We start from the raw sequence: 17,865 nt of genomic DNA on the forward strand, positions 1-17,865 counted from the left end.
ATGGCATGACGGCTTCATCCCGCCCGCTCCTCTCAGCCCTGCTCCTGTTGGCCAGTCTGGCCGGCGCACCGCACCTCGCGGTGGCCCAGGATGCACCCCAGACATCTGTTGGCCCCGGCGCCACGGCCCGGATCACCGTGCAGCACGATGGTGCACCGGTGCCGGCAGTTCGTGTGCGTGTCCTGGTCGACTCGGCACAGACGGACACCACCAACGGCATCACCGACGCCCGAGGCATGGTCACGTTGCGGGTGACGCCCGGTGCGCGCGCGTTCCTGCTCACCCGGGTGGGCTTCCGGCCCGACACCCTGCGCACGCAGCTCGTGGCTGGCCAGGACACCAGCTTTGTGGTGACCATGGAAGCGCTGCACACGGAACTCTCTGGTATGGTGGTGTCGGCCACACGCTCCGAACGGCGGGTGGAAGACACCCCACTGCGCGTGGAGGTGATCGATGAGGAGGAGATCGCCGAAAAGGTGGCGATGACCCCCGGCGACATCGCGATGATGCTGAATGAAACCAGCGGCCTGCGGGTGCAGACCACCAATCCCTCGCTGGGCGGCGCGAACGTGCGGGTGCAGGGACTTCGTGGACGCTACACCCTGATCCTGGCCGATGGGTTGCCGCTGTACGGCGGACAGGCCGGTGGACTCGGGTTGCTGCAGATCCCGCCCGTGGATCTCGGTCGAGTAGAAGTGATCAAAGGCACCGCGTCGGCGCTCTACGGCAGCTCGGCACTGGGTGGCGTGATCAACCTGGTGAGTCGACGCCCGGCCGACGAAGCGGAGCGCACCATCCTGCTCAACCAGACATCACGTGGTGGCTCCGATGCGGTGTACTTCGGGTCCGGGCGTCCGGCCGACGGTGTGGGTTATACGCTGCTGGCCGGCGCGCACCGGCAGGGTCGCCGCGACCTTGATGCCGACGGCTGGACCGATCTGCCGGGCTATGAGCGATTCGTGGTGCGTCCGCGACTCTATCTCGACAACGGACGCGGACGCTCGGCCTTCCTGACAACCGGCGTCACCGCTGAAGATCGCACCGGTGGCACCATGCCCGACGCCACCGTACCAACAGGTGGAGCCTTCCGTGAATCGTTGCGCACCCGCCGCGGCGATGTGGGTGGTCTGTTGCGTTGGACCCTGGGCAGCAAGCAGAGCGATAGCTACACCTATGAAGCCGACAGCGATCCTGTCGATTCAGACACGCATCGCGCCGTGCTCTCCATGCGGGCGTCAGCCATGCAGCAACAGCACAACCATGTGATGGGTGCCCAAACGGAAAAGGACAATCACGGCACCTGGTTCGCCGAGGCAACGATCGCCAAGCCCACGGATCGCGCCGTGTATGTCGCGGGTGTGGCCGCGCAGCAGGATCGCTATCGCAACAGCACGTTCGCCAATTTCAACTACACGTTCACGGCACCGGCAGCGTTTGTGCAGGCCGATGTGGATGCCACGACCTGGCTGTCGCTATCGTCGACCGCCCGTGTGGACTTTCACAGTCACTATGGCACGGTGTTCAACCCACGGGTCTCGATGCTCCTGCGTGCACCTGAATCGCCCGTGTTGGACGGATGGACTGCCCGATTCTCCGCCGGGACCGGTGCCTTCGCACCAACGCCGTTCACTGAAGAGACCGAAGCAACGGGCCTCGCACCACTGCGTGCGTTGGGCAACCTGAGTGCGGAGCGGGCATCCGGTGGATCGATCGATATCGGTGGCCCGGTGCGCATGGGCTGGGGTCAGCTCGATCTCAATACCACGGCGTTCGGCTCACGTGTGACCTCGGCCCTGCAGGTGCGCAGCATCGGCGGCACAACGCCCAACGGTGCCACCCGCATCGAACTGCTCAACAGCGCCGCGCCCACTCGCACCTGGGGTGGAGAGTTGTTGGCACGCCTCACCCGGCCGCTTGGCGGGGGCGAGGACGATGACCATGACGACGAGAAACCATCGAGCGAGCGCGGCAATCATGGCGCCGCGCGTGGCGAGAGTCACGGCGATGATCATGGCGATGATCATGGCGAGGGCGCCGTGTGGCGCACCACCGCGTCCATGACACTGCTGCGGGCCACCGAGTGTGCACCGGAGCAGTCGGTGGTGCAGTGCGTGCGGCGCGATGTGCCCCTCACGCCGCGGGTCAGCGCCGGTCTGGTGAGCGCGGTGGAATGGGAGGGCGTACAGCGTGTGGGTCTCGAGGTCTACTACACCGGGCAGCAGTCCCTCGAGGAAAACCCGTACCGGCAGACGAGCCGGCCCTATGTGATCGTTGGTCTGCTCGGCGAGCGAGTGTTCAAGACGCCCATGGGCGCCATGCGGGTGTTCGTGAATCTCGAGAACATCACCAACGTGCGTCAGACCCGATTCGACCCACTGCGACTGCCTGCGCGGGGCATGGGCGGGCGATGGGCCACCGATGCCTGGACCGATCTCGTGGGCTTCACCACCAACGCCGGTATCCGCTGGTCACTCTGACCAGACGGCGGCGCGTTCGGCGATGGCGTCGATGTCATCGCCAACCGCCTTGGTGTCGGACTCGCTTTCCGGTGGACTGAACCACTCCCAGCGCATACGCCCCACCGTGGTGGCCCCGTCGAATGTGCTGCTCACCGGCCAGCCAATGCTGCGCAGAAACGCCCGACTGTAACACGCCGGAGCGCGGTCGCGGGACAGGGAGTGAAACACTGGTAGCTCGTCGCGGGCCAGCGCATCACTCACCACCGCCGCCACCAGCATGCTCACCGCCGCTTCCCGCTCCGGCACACTGACCAGCGGCATCTGAGACGCCAGACGATCCACATAGGCGCGCACGATACTCGCACTGGCCGACAGCACCGTGCCCGCGTCGTCGGCGTGATGCCGACGCGATCCGGATTCGGCCATGCACTGCCGCCAGAAATCGGACGACCTGGCCAGCCGCGCCACTTCCTGCGCGCACCACTCCGTCAGCTCCTGCTCTGGATCGATGGGCGTATTGGGCAAACGCGCCGGCTGCTCCCCGTGCGCACAGGCCTGCAACGCCGCATCGAGCAACGCGTCCTTCGACCCGAAGATACGGAACAGTGTCACTTCATTGACACCAGCCACCTCGGCGATGCGCTTGGTGGTGGCTCCCGCTGCGCCATGTCGGGCAAACACGCGGGCCGCGGCCTCGAGGAGGCGCGTGCGCGCCTCCCCGGTCAGCCCTGCCGCGCGCGACGAATCCGAGTTCGCTGCGAGCGATGCCATCTCAGTCTCCCCACGTCGGGCCAGTGGTCATACCAGCCGCTTCCCGTTCGGCCTCCATCTCCTTCTCGCGTTCCGGCGAAATGATGCGACGCTTCACCCAAGCGCCGATGTCATCGAGGTAGCTGTAGGCCACCGGCACCACGATCAGCGTCAGCATCGTGGAGGTGATGAGGCCACCGATCACCGCGCGGGCCATCGGTGAACGGAACCCACCACCTTCACCCAGACCCAGCGCCACGGGAATCATGCCCACCACCATGGCGAGCGTGGTCATCGTGATGGGGCGCAGTCGCACCGCACCGGCTTCGACCAGCGCCGTGAAGCGATCCGCACCACCTGCCCGTCGCTCGTTGGCGTTGTCCACCAGCAGAATGGCGTTCTTCACCACGAGACCCATGAGCATGATCACACCGATCATGGACATCATGTTGAGCGTGGAGCCGGTGAGAATGAGCGCCAGCAGCACACCCACCAGCGACAGCGGCAACGACAGCATGATGGCGATCGGCTGCGTGAACGACTCGAACTGCGACGCCAGGATCAGGAAGATCAGGATGATGGCGAGCAGCAACGTCTCCACCACGTAGCCGCCGGTTTCGGCAAGCTGCTCGGTTTCGCCACCCAGTGAGATGGTGTACCCCGCCGGCAACGCCAGCTTGGACACCCGCTCAGTGATCTGCGTGGAGGCATCGGACAACGAGATCTCCGGCGCCGTGTTGGCGGCGATGGTCACGATACGCGAAAGACTCTTGCGATCGATCTGCGCCGGTGCCGTGCCCTGCTCCACCTTGGCGACATCACGCAGGGGCACTGTGGCCACACGACCTGCGGTACGCGTGGCTGTCGGCACCGGGATGGCGCCCACATCGTCCACCGAACGGCGGAACTCCGGCGCCACCTGCACCACCACATCGCGCTCTTCACCCGACGGATCTTCCCAGCGCGTGGCCGTCTCACCCGCCATGAGCGGACGGATCGTGGCCGCGGCCATGCCGATGTCGAGACCGACACGATTGGCCACTTCACGATCGAGCACGATGCGATACTCGGGCTTGGGATCGCCCAGTGAGGACTTGATGTCCACCACACCCGGGATCTGCTTCATCTCGGCCATGGCCAACTGCGAAATGCGCTGCAGTTCGTTCACATCCGGTCCACGGATTTCCACGGCGATCGGGGCCACCGAGCCACCGAGGCCGCCCGCGACGAGCACGCTGGAACGCATGCCGTGCAGCGTGGCCAAACGCTCGCGTGCCGTCACCATCACTTCCGCCTGCGAACGCTGGCGTTCGCCGGAAGGCTGCAGCTTCACATAGATCTCACCCTTGGTGACCGTGCCCGTCGCACCAGAACCCACCGTGGTGTACGTGTACGCCACTTCAGGCAGCGCCCGCAACGTCTCGATGGCCCGCTGCGCCTTGTCCTGCGTGTAGGCGAGGCTCTGTCCTTCGGGCGTCTCGATCTGCACGACGAACTCGGAGTTGTCGGTGTCCGGCATGAAGCCACCACCGATGAACGGGACCAGTGCAAACGCGCCCACGAGGCTCAGCACCGCGATGCCCATGGTGGACTTCCGATGGTTGAGCGCCCAGGTGATGATCGAGCGGTACTTCGCAGCCTGACGGTCGAACCAGGTGTTGAATCCCGCGATTTTGCGCGTCAGCCAGTTGCCACCATGCGCACCCGCCACGTGGGGATTCACCCCCCACCAGGCGCTGAGCATCGGCGTCAGCGTGAACGACACGAACAACGACACGAGCACGGCCCACGCCACGGTCAGACCGAACTGGTAGAAGAATCGACCGATGATGCCCTGCATGAACGCCACCGGGACGAATACCGCCACGATGGCCAGCGTGGTCGCCAACACGGCGAGCACGATCTCCGCCGTACCGGTTCGCGCGGCCGTGAAGTGATCGCGTCCCATCTCCCGATGGCGCACGATGTTTTCCACTACCACGATGGCGTCGTCGATCAGAATACCGATGGACAGCGATAGTGCCATCAGCGTGATCATGTTGAGCGTGAAGCCCAGCACGCTCATGAGCACGAACGACGAGATCACCGACACCGGGAGGGCCAGCGATGTGATGGCGGTGGCCTTCCAGTCGTTCAGGAAGAGCATCACGATCACGATCGTCAGCAAGGCACCAATCAGCAGTTCCTTGATGACGTCATCCACCGAGTGGCGGATGTTCACCGAGTTGTCGCGGATGACCTGCAATTCCACACCGGCCGGCAGTGTGGTACGCAGCTTCGTCAGCGCCGCCTGCACGCCGTCGGCCACGGCCACGGTGTTGGCGCCGGACACTTTCACGACGTCGATGGACAAGGCACGTTCGCCATTGACCAACGCCAGTGACCGCTCTTCTTCCGTACCGATCTCCACGCGCGCCACATCACGTACACGCACCGGTTGACCATTGCGCAGGGCCACGATCACATCCTCGAACTGCTTCGCGTCCGTGATGCGGCCCGTCACGCGCACAATGCGCTCGTTGGCGCCCTGTTCGACACGACCAGCAGGCACTTCAAGGTTCTGCGCCTGCAGCGCACCCATCACCTCGGGCACCGTGACACCACGGGCCTCGAGTTCGGCCGGAAGCAGATTCACGCGGATCTCACGCGCCAGACCACCCGCCAGACGCACTTCACCAACGCCCGACACCTGTTCGAGCTGACGGCGCAGGTCTTCGTCGGCAAAGGTGGTGAGCTCCACCATGGGCAACGTCTTGCTGGAGAGCGCCAGCGAAAGAATGGGCTGTGCCTGCGGATCGAGCTTCTGCACGACCGGCGGATCGATGTCCTCCGGCAGATCGCGGCGAATGGTCTCGATCTTGGTCCGGATATCCTGTGCGGCGACATCCACGGCGACGCCGAGGTCGAATTCCACCACGACCTGCGACACACCCTCCAGCGATACCGATGTGATGCGATCGACGCCCTGCACCGGATTGAAGGCTTCTTCCATGCGGCGCGACACTTCGCGTTCGATGACTTCGGCACTCGCACCCGGATAGATGGTCTGCACCGTCACGACCGGGATATCGACGTCGGGAAATTCGTCGATCGCCAGGCGGCTGTACCCGAAGATACCCAGCACGATGAGGCCGACCATGAGCATGGTCGTGAACACCGGGCGTCGAATGGCGACGCCGCTCAGCCCCCCGCCTCCTCCCGATCCCTGCCCTGCACCTTGATTGGACATGGCGATTACTCCTTGGCCTTGGCGGACGTGCTGTCAGTTGTCGCAGGAGTCGCAGCGGGAGTTGTAGCAGGCGTGGTGGCCGGCGTCGCGGGAGCCGCGCCATCCGACGGAAGCACCTTCACCGTGCTGCCTTCACGCAGCGATACATTCGGCGTGCGCAGCACCTGTTCGCCTGCCGCGACGCCGCTCTTCACGGCCACCACACCGGCGGCATCGTCACGCGCACCGACCACCACATCGCGCTTCACCAGCTTGTCGCCGCTGATCACGAATACGCGGCCACCCGTGCCATCGGCCGCGGCATCGAGCACGGCCGTGATCGGCACCACCACCGACTTGCTCGACCCCATGTCGATCTTGCCGCGCGCAAACTGACCACCCACGATGCGACCGTTGGCGTTTGGCAGCTCGACATACACACCCACCTGGCGCGTCCCGGCGTCCGCCACCGGGTCGACACGCGCCACGCGGCCGCGGAAGTTTTCACCAGCCAACGCGTCCAGTGAGAACTGCACCACTTGGCCGGGGCGCACCCGCGACGCATCGGCCACACCGATCTGGCCGGACAACTCCAGCACGCGGCTGTCGACGATTGTGAGCACTTCGTCGTTCACACCCACCGCTTCGCCGCTCTGCCGACTGCGGGCGCTGACCACACCGGAAAACGGCGCCGTCACCGTGGCAAAACCTGCGGTTTCGTTGGCGCTGGCCGCCTGTGCCCGTGCCGCAGCCGCCTGTGCCTGTGCCGCTTCGAGTGAGGCTTCGGCGGTTTCTTTCTCGATGGCCGAGATCGCGCCCGCAGCGAACAGTGCCCGCGAGGCTTCGGCCTGCTTGCGCACCACCGTCAGATTGGCCTCGGCGGCAGCGACCTGCGCCTTCGCCCCGGCCGCCTGACTCATCACACCCGCGGCGCGAATGGAGAACAGACGCTGGCCGGCCTGCACCCGCGCGCCACGATCGACACGCAAGTCCGTGATCGTGCCGGCCACCTGTGCGCGCAGAATCACCTGATCCTTGGGCTGCAGTGCGCCACTGAGCAGGATGGCACTGCCGATATCGGATTCGGTGGCCACAGCCACGTCTTCACTGCCCAGCATCAGCGCACTGGCGTCGGCCGTGGTGGAATCGGCGGCCTTTTCACCAGCGCCACCGCAGGCGGCCAGCGTCAGGGTGAGGAGCGCCGTGGAGAATACAGAGAAGGTCCGCAATGACGTGATCCGCATGGGTCGACGTGCGACGGTGTATGTGAGAAGCGACTCGGAAGTCGGCATGGCTGGCGTGCGATGAAAAGAACGGGATGGACGGCGAGGATCCTGTTTCGACATGACTCAGTTCCTCGAGCCGAAGATGGAGTAGCTGGGAGCGCGACCGAGTGCCCGTTCGACATTGGCATCGGCGATGTGGAAGTCGGCGATCGCCTGCGCCACATTCGTGCGCGCCTGCAACAACGCCAGTCGGGCGTCGGACACTTCGAGCTGTGTCGACAAACCACGTTCGAAGCGCAACACCGTGAGGTCGTGCACCCGCTGCGCCTGCTCGACGGTGCGCTGACGCGCGGAAATGGTGCTCAGGGCGCGCTGCCGTTCACCACGAGCCTGCTGGTATTGCAACTGCACATTTTCCTTGAGCTGACCGAGTTGCAGCCGGGCCTTCGTGAGCTCGATCTGCGCCTGCTGCATTTCGGCGCCACGACGGAAGCCCGTGAACAACGGCAGTGACACGCCGATACCGGCCGACACGTCCTTGTTCCACGGATTGTTCGTGAAACCGAAGGTGGTATTCGGAAGATTCTGCGCACCGTAGTTCACGCGCAGGTCCACCTGCGGCAAGTACGAACCGCGCGCGAGCCCCACCTGCTGCTGACGAATGGCCACCTGCCGTTCGGCGGCCGCGACGGCGGCGCGTTGCATGGTCATGCGCGCCGGATCGGGTTCGCTGAGCGTGTCGGCCTGAAGCGCCGCGGGTGCATCGAGCGCCGTGGTGAGGCGCAGTGGCTGCGTGAGCGGCACGTCGATCAGGCGCTTGAGATCGAGCGCCGCCACTTCGGCCGCGTTCCGCGCCTCGACCAACTGCGGCCGCAGATTCTCGGCTGAGACTTCCGCACGCAACAGATCGAGCTCCGAGGCCGTTCCGGCATCGAGACGCTGCTTCTGCTGGGTCTGGAATGCCAGCGCCTGGTCGAGCGCGGTCTGCGCGATGGCCTCGAGCTGCTGCGCGAGGGCGGCCCGCACATAGGAAGTGCGCACCTGCATCGCGATCTGACTCACCTGCTCGGTGAATTCCGACTGTGCCGCGCGCTTGTAGTCGCTTGCAATGCGCAGCGCCGCGCCCGTACGGCCGCCCGAATACAACACCTGCGTGCCGGTAATGGACGCGACGTAGGCGTTGGGTCGACCCAGTGGCAGGTTGCCGAACAACCCGCCAAGACCACCCAGGGCGGCTTTGTCGGCATTCTGTTCGATGTAGCGCAGGCGTTCGAGAATCGACGCCATCGAATCGGGTTGGAACTTCATCGAGTCCGGCGTCGGGGCGGCGCGGACATTGAAAGGCGTGTAGTAGGTGCGCGTGTAGTTGAGTGAGGCATTCAACTGGGGCAGCACCTGTGCGCGGGTCGCCGTGACATCGGCCCCCGCGAGATCCACGGCAGCCCGGGCGAGTTGCACTTCCTGGCTCTTGCCGAGGGCACGGCGGAGCGCGTCTTCGAGGGACATGAGGGCGCTGTCGGCAGGATTGTCAGCACGCGCTTGCGTGCAATTCTGACCCGGCGAACAGGCGGCACGTTCCTGCGCGGCAGCCGGCGTCACTGACGCAGCAAGCAGCAGGGCGATCCCGGCGATGCGGCCCAAAGGCCGACGATTGATGGAGTTGAAGCTGGGCATATGTGGAAAGGGGTGTTTGTACGCCTTGAATGATTAGAACCATCGTTCTAGAATGTCAATACTAGAAACGTACGTCTATTTTTTTGACCGATCGGGAGGTACCATCCGTCCCATGGATTCCAAGGAACAGTTCGTCAGCGGCTCGCACGTGGCGGTAGAGCTCGGTACCGGGGGCAGCGGCAAACGTGAGCCACGGCAGGAGCGGGGGCAGCGTCGGGTCGACGAGATCCTCGACGCGGCGGAGGCGTTGGTACAGGAAGTGGGGGCTGCGGCCACATCAGTGCAGGAGATCGCCAAACGATCTGGTGCCTCGGTGGGGTCCATCTATCACTTCTTCCCCACCAAAGAGGCCATTTTTGATGCCCTCCGGGAACGTCATCGCGTGGAGGCCCGCCAGGTGGCGGAAGGGATTCGGCAAAGCGCGCCGCAATGGGCGACCGCCGACCTGGCCACATTTGTCCGCGGACTGATCGGTCCGTTCACTGACCTCCTGAGCCGGATGCCGGCCTATCCGGAGCTGGCGGTGAACGCGGCCGGGCATCGGCTGCCACGCGATGAGACGACCGATGCCAGCGTGCGGGAGGCGATGCTGGTGGCCTTTGCGTTGCGCTGGCCACATAGCACGGAGGAGGAGCGGGCTGTCCGGGCGGATGTGCTGAATGCCATTGGCGACGGGATGGCCTCTATGCTCTGCACGACACCGCACGCGGGACAGCAGGCGTTCATGGAAGAGTTTGGCCGAGCCATCTACGGATACCTCTGGACGCATGAACCCAAGCCCTGAGTTTCTTGTGGGCAACCACTTGCCCGCGCGCTAGTTTCCGGAAATGCCGTCCATGCAGCGCGCGAAGTGGTATTCCCCACTCGTGCTCGTCCTCTGGCTGGCACTGCTGCAGTGGGTGCAGCCGTCGCCAATCGTCCCGGTGTCGCTCCGAAACACGGAGCGCATGGGGGCACTGGGTGGCACGCGGACCTTCCTGGACGCACCGCAGGCCATCAAGGCGGATGGTCGCACCAGCCTGTCACCCACCGGCGATACCCGCATGGTGCGCGTCTCGACTCCACCAGCGAATGCGCTGCTGCGGGCCACGCGGGTGGCGGGGGTCACGGCGCTGGTACGCGACAGCGCCCCCACATCGTCGGGCACGCATTCCCATGGCCCGATCTGGCAGGCACTGCACGGACCGGGACTACCGACGTCGATGGCGCAGTGCGCCCTCGCACGGCGCGACCGTACCTCGCATCGATGTGCTGCCCACGGCGGCACATTGCCGTACTTCCCGACCGCTCCTCCGTTTTCGGCCTGATCTGAGGCGCTGCGCATGACGCGCGCCACTGCGATTCCTGTCCGTATCGGCCACTCGGGCCGGTACACGTTTCGTTGACTGATCACGATGTCCGCCCCGTGACGACGCGCGTGGGTCGAGTGCCCCTGTGGACCCCTGTGTGGGGACCGCCTGAGATGTGCACCGACCGATTGTGTGCTCACCGGAGCAGACGTCGACGCCAGGAGTATGTGATGTCGTCTGTTCTCCCGTGGTATCGCCGTGAAGCCGGTCTGGCTGTCACGTTGGCCGGTTTTGTCCCTGCCCTGCTTGCCGTCGTGTTGCCGGTGGCTCTCCGCCTGCCCTTGCTGGGACTGGCGGGTGTGCTGCTCGCGGCCGGATTGTTCCTGATCATCCAGCGCGAACTGCGCCGGCCCAGCGAACGCAAGTCGTAGCGCGCACGCGTCATACGCATTCATCGCGTCGAGGTCCCGGTGCGCCGGGGCCTCGATGCGCCTTCAATCGCCTGTTGCTTCTTGCCGTGAACTGATGCCCCACGATACCGCCCTTATCGCCACCATCGCCGCTGGTCTTGGCCTCGCCTTCATCTTCGGCTTGCTGGCCACGCGCTTCCACCTTCCGCCGATTCTGGGCTACCTGCTGGCCGGTGTCGCAGTGGGTCCGTTCACCCCGGGATTCGTGGCCGACCAGGCCCTCGCATCGCAGCTCGCCGAGCTCGGCGTGATCCTGTTGATGTTCGGCGTGGGACTGCACTTCTCCATCGCCGACCTCATGTCGGTACGCCGCATTGCGATCCCGGGCGCGCTCGCCCAGATCGCCGTCGCGACCGGTCTCGGGGCCGTGGTCTCGCACTTCTGGGGATGGTCGTGGGGCAGCGGTATCGTTTTTGGTCTCGCGTTGTCGGTGGCCAGCACGGTGGTGTTGCTCAAGGCACTGGAAGAACGCGGTATTCTCGATTCGGCCGATGGACGGATCGCGGTGGGCTGGCTGATCGTGGAAGACCTCATCACCGTGCTCGCGCTCGTGTTGCTGCCGGCATTGGCGCCGTTGCTGGGAGCGTCTCCCGAAGCGATTGCCGCATCGAATGAGGCGGCCGGCCATGCCTCGGCGGCCACCACCGGCCTGTGGACCACCCTGGGCATCACCCTGCTCAAGGTCGTGTCGTTCGTGGCGGTGATGCTCATTGTCGGACGCCGCACCATTCCGTGGGTGCTCGGCCGCGTGATGAACACCGGTTCGCGTGAGCTCTTCACGCTGGCCGTGCTGGCCGTGGCCCTGGGTATCGCGTTTGGTGCGGCGGCGTTGTTCGGTGTGTCGTTCGCGTTGGGTGCATTCTTTGCCGGCGTGATCGTGAGCGAGTCCGACTTCAGTCACGAAGCCGCGACCAATGCCTTGCCGTTGCAGGACGCCTTTGCCGTGTTGTTCTTCGTGTCGGTGGGCATGCTGTTCGATCCCACCATTCTGCTCCGCGAGCCGCTGCACGTGCTGGCCGTGGTGTTCATCATCATGATCGGCAAGGCCATCGCCTCGCTGGGCATTGTGTTGCTGTTCCGCTATTCGCTGCACACGGCGCTGACCATTTCGGCCAGTCTTGCCCAGATCGGTGAGTTCTCGTTCATCCTCGCGGCACTGGGTGTGTCACTCGGATTGTTGCCCGCCGAAGCCACCGGATTGATCGTCGCCGGTGCTCTGCTCTCCATCACGCTGAATCCGTTCGTGTTCAAGACGGTCGAACCGCTGGCGGCGTGGCTGCGCAGTCATCCGCGCCTGGCGGACATGTTCGAGCGTGAGGTGGGGGAGATTGCCGAATTGCCCACCGCCGTGAACGAAGAGTCGTTGCGCGATCATGCGGTGCTGATCGGATACGGGCGTGTGGGCGCCCCCATCGGCGCCGAGCTCGCGCTGCACAAGGTGCCATACGTGGTGATCGAAGCCAGTCGCGAACGCACCGAAGTGCTGCGTGAACGGGGGCTACCGGTCATCTATGGTGACGCCACACGACCCGATATCCTCGAAGACGCCCATCTCGAGCGTGCCCGCCTGCTGCTGGTGGCCGCCCCCGATGCCGTGCAAACCCGGGCGATTGTGGCCCTGGCCCACAAGCTCAATCCGTCCATCACCGTACTGGTGCGCACGCACAGCGACGGGGAGCGGACCTTCCTCGAAAGCCATGGCGCGAAGCAGGCGCTGGTCGGCGAGCGGGAGCTGGCCGTGAGCCTCACCCGCCATGCGCTGCGGGAGTACGGCGTGGCGCATGACATGGAAGCGGTGGCGGCGCGCATGATCGGCCACACCGCGTAGCCGGCGGACATGCCTCGGATGTCGGCAACCGCCGGCATTCCGGGCACCCTGCTGGCGCGGGCTTCAGGTTGATGTCAGGGTATGTGGTGTAGGGTACGTGCAGCGCGGCGGAACTGAAGGACTGCTTCACCGCGCTGCTGTCCCGGTTCCACCCTTTGCGCCACATCACCGCATGCGCCTCCTGCTTGCCGAAGACGATCCCCAGTTGCGCGACGCGATCACGCGTGGCCTGCGCGAGCTGGCGTTTGTCGTGGATTCGGTGGGCGACGGCGAAACGGCCTTCACGATGGCCCTCGTGAACAGCTATGACGCGGTGATCCTCGACATCCTGATGCCAGGCATGGATGGCATCGCCATCTGCCGTGGTCTGCGGGCTCGTCAGATGGCCGTGCCGATTCTTCTGCTCACGGCCCGCGACGCGGTCGACGAACGCATTCAGGGACTCGACGCCGGCGCCGACGACTATCTCACCAAGCCATTCCACTTCGGCGAGCTGACGGCCCGTGTACGGGCACTGCTGCGTCGCATGAGTGTGGTGTTGCCTTCCACCATGGCGGTGGGCGATCTCGAGATCGACACCCGACTGCAGCAGGCACGACGCGACGGTGCCCTGCTGCCGCTGACGGCACGCGAATTCACGCTCCTCGCCTATCTGGCACGTCACGCTGGCCGCATCGTGAGTCGCGGAGAGCTGGCGGAGCACGTCTGGGACGAAAATCATGATCCCAACGCAAACCTGATCGACGTGTACGTGAGCCGCCTCCGTCGGAAGGTCGATGGCGCCGGCCGCCGCCCGCTGCTGCATACCCGTCGTGGACAGGGCGTGCTGTTGAGCGACGATGGCGATATCGCCGGCGAGCGCGGATGATCGCGCGTTTCCGTGCCCGTCTGCTGCCACAGTCGATCCGGTGGCGCCTCACCCTGTGGTATGCTGCGGCGCTGAGCGCAGGGTTGGGCGTGTTTGCCGTGGCCTCGCTGGCCGTGCTCGACGTCGAGCTCGAGCACCGCAACGATCAGTTTCTGCGCGATGCCCGGCAGGCGTTTCTCGTGGAGCTGGCTGTGGAACTGGGTGAACTGCCGACGACCGAATCGGCGGTGCGTATGGCCCTCGACGAAATTCGCTTCGAGGATACCCGCTTCTTTGTGCAGACGACCGACGTGCCGTCGGTGCTGGCCACCCGTGCGGACAGCCGCACCGACAGTGTGCAGGCGCCTATCTGGCAGATGGACTCGCTGGTGTTGCAACGGCTGCGGAGCACTGCGGCAGGTGGCGATGGCACACCATCCGCTGATGTGGCGGCAAGCACCTTGCCCAATGCATACGATGGCGCGCGCATGATTACGGGTCAGGCCATCGTACGCGATCGATGGTTCACCGTGGCCGCAGTACGCGATCTCGCCGGCATAGCTGCCACCATGCGCGATGTACGGCGTGCCTACCTGCTGGTGATACCGGTCATTCTGCTGCTGTCTGTAGTCGTGGGCTATCTGCTCGCTCGCCGTGCGCTCGAGCCGGTGGCGACCATGAGTCGACATGCGCAGACGATGGACGTGACCACGTTGCACGATCGCCTCCCAGTGCAGAATCCGCAGGACGAGCTGGGCGGGTTGGCGACGGTGATGAACGAACTGCTGGCGCGCCTGGAACGTGGCTTCGCGCAACAACGGCAGTTCGTGGCCGATGCGTCACATGAGCTGCGCACCCCGGTCGCCATTCTGCAGGCGGAAGCGGATGTGGCACTGGCCAGAGCAGCGCGCAGTGAAGAGGAGTACCGGCAGGCCATCGGTGTCATGAGCAGCGCGAGCCAGCGTTTGTCGCGCATCGTCGACGATCTGTTCCTGTTGGCCCGCGTGGACAGTGGGCGACGGCCAGTGGATCAGCAGCCGCTGTACCTCGACGAGGTGCTCGCCGACACGGTGCGCTCCATGCACGCGGTCGCAGCGCGACGGGATGTGCACCTCGTCCTGCAACGTGGCATTCCGCCGGAAGATGGTGCGCCATTCACGGGCGATCCGGAGCTGCTCGGCCGATTGCTCCTCAACCTGATCGACAATGCCGTGAAGTACTCACCGGCCGGCGGCACGGTGCGCGCGCGGCTGGATCAGGATGGCACGCAGTACCGCATCACGGTGAGCGACGAGGGGCCCGGCATTCCAGCCGATGCCCGTCCGTTCATCTTCGATCGTTTCTATCGCGTCGATCGGGCCCGGTCACGCGACAATGCCGCCGATGTTACCAGCACTGCTTCCGGTGCTGGTCTCGGTCTGGCCATCGCGCAATGGATCGCGCAGGCGCATGGCGGCGCCGTGGCACTGACCGCCTCTGCACCACCCGGTGCGCACTTCGAAGTTCGTCTCCCGCGTCCGCCTTCCGACGCTCTCGGTTCGAACGACTCTCCCTAGACAATCATGTTCAGCTCGTCCATCCGTGGCGGGGTGCTGCTTGTTGCAGCCCTGGCCTCCGGGACGGTCGTGTCTGCGCAAACCACGGAACGCCCTCCGGCACCGTCTCAGCAGGCCTCAGAGCCTTCGCTGACACTGCGCGAGGGGTTGGACCGGGCGCGCGCGCACCGACCGCAAACACGACTCGCCGGTGCCGGCACCGCACGTGCGCGAGGTGCGGCGCGACTCACCGCGCTCATCCCCAATCCGCAGCTCAACGTGCAGGGTGACCAGCGCACCCCCACCCATCAGCTCGTGGTCGCACAGCCACTACAATGGCTGCCCCGACGCGCCGCCGACCGGCGCACCGGGCGCGCACTGATTGATCGTGCGACCGCCGACTCCGTGCAATTGCTGGCCGATCTCGGGCGCGAAGTGCGTATGGCGTTCTTCGGTTCGCTCGCGGCACGGGAACGCCTCGTACTCAGCCACGAACAGGCGCTACTCGCCGACTCGCTGGTTCGCCTCGCCGATCGTCGCGTATCGGCCGGCGAAATCTCAGCGCTCGAACGCGACCAGATTGCGCAGGAGGCCCTGCGCGCCCGGTTGCTCGCGGCGCGCGCGCAGGAAACCGCACGAACCGCCGATGTCGAACTGGCCCGAGCCGTGGCGTGGGACAGCAGTGGGACACCAGGCGCACGCGGCGCACTCGATGAAGCACTCGATGTGGTGACGGATGCAGCGGTCAACATCCGTGCCGAAGGTGCAGCCTCCGTGAGCACCGCAACGATGCCGCTGGTCCAGGCTCGGGTGGCCGATTCCGTTGCCGCGGCGTCACGCCTGCGCGCCCTGCAGTGGCAACAATTGCCATTGCCATCCCTCACACTCGGCACCGAGTGGGGATCGTCCACCGACACACGATTGGGATCGGCGGCGTCATTGCCACGCACGGGCATCGTGGGGGTGTCGGTGTCGGTGCCACTCTGGAATCAGGGACGTGAAGCGGTGGCCGAAGCCCGTGGCGCCGCCACGGAAGCCAGCGCACGTGCCGCCGAAGCCCATCTCTTGGCCGATGCGCAGCGACGCGCCGCCGAGATCCGCGTGGCCGAACGTGCCGTGCGCGCGCGACTGGCACGCGACTCGATGCTCGTGGACGCGCGCCGTGTGCGGGCCGGCGCGATGCGTCTGTACGAAGCCGGTCGTACCGGGCTGCTGCCCGTGATCGACGCCCTGCGCATCGAACGCGATGTGGGACAGTTGCTGGTGCAGGAACTGCTCGACTTTCAGGCCGCCCGCGCCGATCTCGCGGCGCTTCTCGGAGTCTGGCCATGACACCATTCCACTTCCGCCTCCCGTCCATGACCACCCGCGCCTCTGTTTCGCACGCCGCATGGCGTGGCACACTCACCGTGAGCACGATGTTGGTGGTGACATCGGCTTGCGCCGAGAAGCCGTCCAAAGCCGCGCCGCCGGCGACCATCCGTGGCGCTGTAACGGAGTCGCAGCTCACGTCCATCACATTGACACCCGATGCGGTGCGGCGGCTCGGCATCGAAACGGTATCGCTGGACTCCACCGCGATGGCACCCACCCGTACCGTGGGCGGTGAGATCGTGGTGCCACCCGGACAGGCCATTCCGATCAACGCTGCGGTCGCGGGATCGGTCGCGTCCATGAGCGCCGGTGTCTTCCCCATCGCCGGACAACGCGTGACACAGGGGCAGCCACTCGCGCGACTGGTGCCCATCACGCCGGATATGGCGCGTGTGCGACAGGAGCTCGCCACGGCCGACGCGCGCCTGCGCCAGGCCCAGCTCGAGGCCGATCGCGTCGCGTCGTTGTATGCCGAAAAGCTGGTGGCCACGCGCGATCAGGAGCGCGCGCAGGCAGACCTCGCGGCCGCGCGCGCCGCACTGGAAGCCGCCCAAACACTGGAGCAGGTCGCCGGTGGTTCGGCGCCCGCAGCCAGTGTTGGCAGCATCACCATCGCCGCACCGTCGGCCGGTGTGGTACGCACCGTGAGCGTGGCCGCCGGACAGATCGTCTCACAAGGCGCACCGATGTTTGAAATCGTGCGACTCGACCGGCTCTGGGTGCGTGTGCCGGTGTATGCCGGCGATGCGCGACTATTCTCGCGCCATGTACCGGCGTCGGTGCACGCGTTGACCGGGGACCAGGCCGGCAACGGCACTATGGCACTTGTTGCCATACCAGTGACGGCCCCACCATCGGCCGATCCACTGGCCGCGTCAGTGGATCTGTACTACGCGGTGCAGGGCGCATCGTTCGCTCCCGGTGAGCGGGTGGGTGTCACCATTCCGCTCGCGCCTGCAACCGGTGGCACGACGAAGTCCCGGGCACTCGCCATTCCACTCGCCGCCGTGGCACGCGATCTCAGTGGTGGCGCGTGGGTCTATGTGCAAACCGACTCACTGACCTTCACGCGGCGGCGCGTGGAAGTGGAGCGTGTGACGGGTGGCATGGCCGTCCTGGCGCTGGGCCCTGCGCGTGGGGCCAAGATCGTGACCACCGGTGTCGCCGAGTTGTTCGGCACCGAGTTCGGCGCTGGCAAGTAGGGG

The 17,865-nt window shown here is 65.7% G+C and carries 13 protein-coding genes; 9 read left to right on the forward strand and 4 right to left on the reverse strand.

Features of this window, described 5'->3' with window-relative positions:
• Positions 1-5: 5 nt before the first annotated feature.
• Complete coding sequence (locus GAU_RS14715) at positions 6-2,477, forward strand: TonB-dependent receptor plug domain-containing protein (RefSeq protein ID WP_015894681.1); 2,472 nt, start codon at positions 6-8, stop codon at positions 2,475-2,477.
• On the opposite strand, the gene GAU_RS14720 is transcribed toward GAU_RS14715, so the two are convergent.
• From GAU_RS14720 to GAU_RS14735, 4 genes are read right to left on the reverse strand one after another with little or no spacing between them, the layout of a single operon-like run.
• On the reverse strand, positions 2,469-3,230 hold the full coding sequence (locus tag GAU_RS14720) for a TetR/AcrR family transcriptional regulator (protein WP_015894682.1): 762 nt from the start codon (positions 3,228-3,230) through the stop codon (positions 2,469-2,471). The genes GAU_RS14715 and GAU_RS14720 overlap by 9 nt on opposite strands.
• 1 nt (position 3,231) lies before the next feature.
• The gene (locus tag GAU_RS14725; protein ID WP_015894683.1) at positions 3,232-6,438 is read right to left on the reverse strand and encodes an efflux RND transporter permease subunit; all 3,207 of its coding nucleotides are present in this window, start codon (positions 6,436-6,438) and stop codon (positions 3,232-3,234) included.
• A 5-nt stretch (positions 6,439-6,443) separates the two neighbouring features.
• The gene (locus tag GAU_RS14730; protein WP_041265566.1) at positions 6,444-7,709 is read right to left on the reverse strand and encodes an efflux RND transporter periplasmic adaptor subunit; all 1,266 of its coding nucleotides are present in this window, start codon (positions 7,707-7,709) and stop codon (positions 6,444-6,446) included.
• A gap of 57 nt (positions 7,710-7,766) precedes the next feature.
• On the reverse strand, positions 7,767-9,317 hold the full coding sequence (locus GAU_RS14735; RefSeq protein WP_015894685.1) for a TolC family protein: 1,551 nt from the start codon (positions 9,315-9,317) through the stop codon (positions 7,767-7,769).
• Between the two features lie 112 nt (positions 9,318-9,429).
• Between GAU_RS14735 and GAU_RS21140 the strand changes: the two genes are divergently transcribed.
• The 8 genes from GAU_RS21140 to GAU_RS14775 all read left to right on the forward strand — a co-directional run bounded on the left by GAU_RS21140 (position 9,430) and on the right by GAU_RS14775 (position 17,862).
• Positions 9,430-10,101: a TetR/AcrR family transcriptional regulator gene (locus GAU_RS21140; RefSeq protein WP_052574478.1), complete on the forward strand. Its 672-nt coding sequence runs from the start codon at positions 9,430-9,432 to the stop codon at positions 10,099-10,101.
• A 43-nt stretch (positions 10,102-10,144) separates the two neighbouring features.
• A complete protein-coding gene (locus GAU_RS14745; protein WP_015894687.1) occupies positions 10,145-10,624 on the forward strand; it encodes a hypothetical protein in 480 nt (159 codons plus the stop codon).
• Between the two features lie 212 nt (positions 10,625-10,836).
• On the forward strand, positions 10,837-11,037 hold the full coding sequence (locus tag GAU_RS14750; protein ID WP_015894688.1) for a hypothetical protein: 201 nt from the start codon (positions 10,837-10,839) through the stop codon (positions 11,035-11,037).
• A 94-nt stretch (positions 11,038-11,131) separates the two neighbouring features.
• Positions 11,132-12,904, forward strand: coding sequence for a YbaL family putative K(+) efflux transporter (ybaL, locus tag GAU_RS14755; protein ID WP_015894689.1), 1,773 nt, complete (start codon positions 11,132-11,134; stop codon positions 12,902-12,904).
• A gap of 172 nt (positions 12,905-13,076) precedes the next feature.
• Positions 13,077-13,772 carry a response regulator transcription factor gene (locus tag GAU_RS14760; RefSeq protein ID WP_015894690.1) on the forward strand — a complete coding sequence of 232 codons (696 nt, stop codon included), beginning with the start codon at positions 13,077-13,079 and terminating at the stop codon, positions 13,770-13,772.
• Positions 13,769-15,307: a sensor histidine kinase gene (locus tag GAU_RS14765; RefSeq protein ID WP_015894691.1), complete on the forward strand. Its 1,539-nt coding sequence runs from the start codon at positions 13,769-13,771 to the stop codon at positions 15,305-15,307. Before GAU_RS14760 ends, GAU_RS14765 begins: the two co-directional genes overlap by 4 nt.
• Before the next feature lie 6 nt (positions 15,308-15,313).
• The gene (locus tag GAU_RS14770) at positions 15,314-16,618 is read left to right on the forward strand and encodes a TolC family protein (RefSeq protein ID WP_015894692.1); all 1,305 of its coding nucleotides are present in this window, start codon (positions 15,314-15,316) and stop codon (positions 16,616-16,618) included.
• The gene (locus GAU_RS14775; RefSeq protein WP_083765674.1) at positions 16,615-17,862 is read left to right on the forward strand and encodes an efflux RND transporter periplasmic adaptor subunit; all 1,248 of its coding nucleotides are present in this window, start codon (positions 16,615-16,617) and stop codon (positions 17,860-17,862) included. The genes GAU_RS14770 and GAU_RS14775 overlap by 4 nt, the downstream gene beginning before the upstream one ends.
• Positions 17,863-17,865: the final 3 nt, after the last annotated feature.

The organism is Gemmatimonas aurantiaca T-27, assembly GCF_000010305.1.
GTDB lineage: Bacteria > Gemmatimonadota > Gemmatimonadetes > Gemmatimonadales > Gemmatimonadaceae > Gemmatimonas > Gemmatimonas aurantiaca.

Coding starts and splice junctions, on each gene's coding strand:
- GAU_RS14720 (WP_015894682.1), bottom strand. CDS start 3,230: ATGGCATCGCTCGCAGCGAACTCGGATTCGTCGCGCGCGGCAGGGCTG.
- GAU_RS14775 (WP_083765674.1), top strand. CDS start 16,615: ATGACACCATTCCACTTCCGCCTCCCGTCCATGACCACCCGCGCCTCT.
- GAU_RS14745 (WP_015894687.1), top strand. CDS start 10,145: ATGCCGTCCATGCAGCGCGCGAAGTGGTATTCCCCACTCGTGCTCGTC.
- GAU_RS14735 (WP_015894685.1), bottom strand. CDS start 9,317: ATGCCCAGCTTCAACTCCATCAATCGTCGGCCTTTGGGCCGCATCGCC.
- GAU_RS14760 (WP_015894690.1), top strand. CDS start 13,077: ATGCGCCTCCTGCTTGCCGAAGACGATCCCCAGTTGCGCGACGCGATC.
- GAU_RS14770 (WP_015894692.1), top strand. CDS start 15,314: ATGTTCAGCTCGTCCATCCGTGGCGGGGTGCTGCTTGTTGCAGCCCTG.
- GAU_RS14715 (WP_015894681.1), top strand. CDS start 6: ATGACGGCTTCATCCCGCCCGCTCCTCTCAGCCCTGCTCCTGTTGGCC.
- GAU_RS14765 (WP_015894691.1), top strand. CDS start 13,769: ATGATCGCGCGTTTCCGTGCCCGTCTGCTGCCACAGTCGATCCGGTGG.
- GAU_RS14750 (WP_015894688.1), top strand. CDS start 10,837: ATGTCGTCTGTTCTCCCGTGGTATCGCCGTGAAGCCGGTCTGGCTGTC.
- ybaL (WP_015894689.1), top strand. CDS start 11,132: ATGCCCCACGATACCGCCCTTATCGCCACCATCGCCGCTGGTCTTGGC.
- GAU_RS14725 (WP_015894683.1), bottom strand. CDS start 6,438: ATGTCCAATCAAGGTGCAGGGCAGGGATCGGGAGGAGGCGGGGGGCTG.
- GAU_RS14730 (WP_041265566.1), bottom strand. CDS start 7,709: ATGCCGACTTCCGAGTCGCTTCTCACATACACCGTCGCACGTCGACCC.
- GAU_RS21140 (WP_052574478.1), top strand. CDS start 9,430: ATGGATTCCAAGGAACAGTTCGTCAGCGGCTCGCACGTGGCGGTAGAG.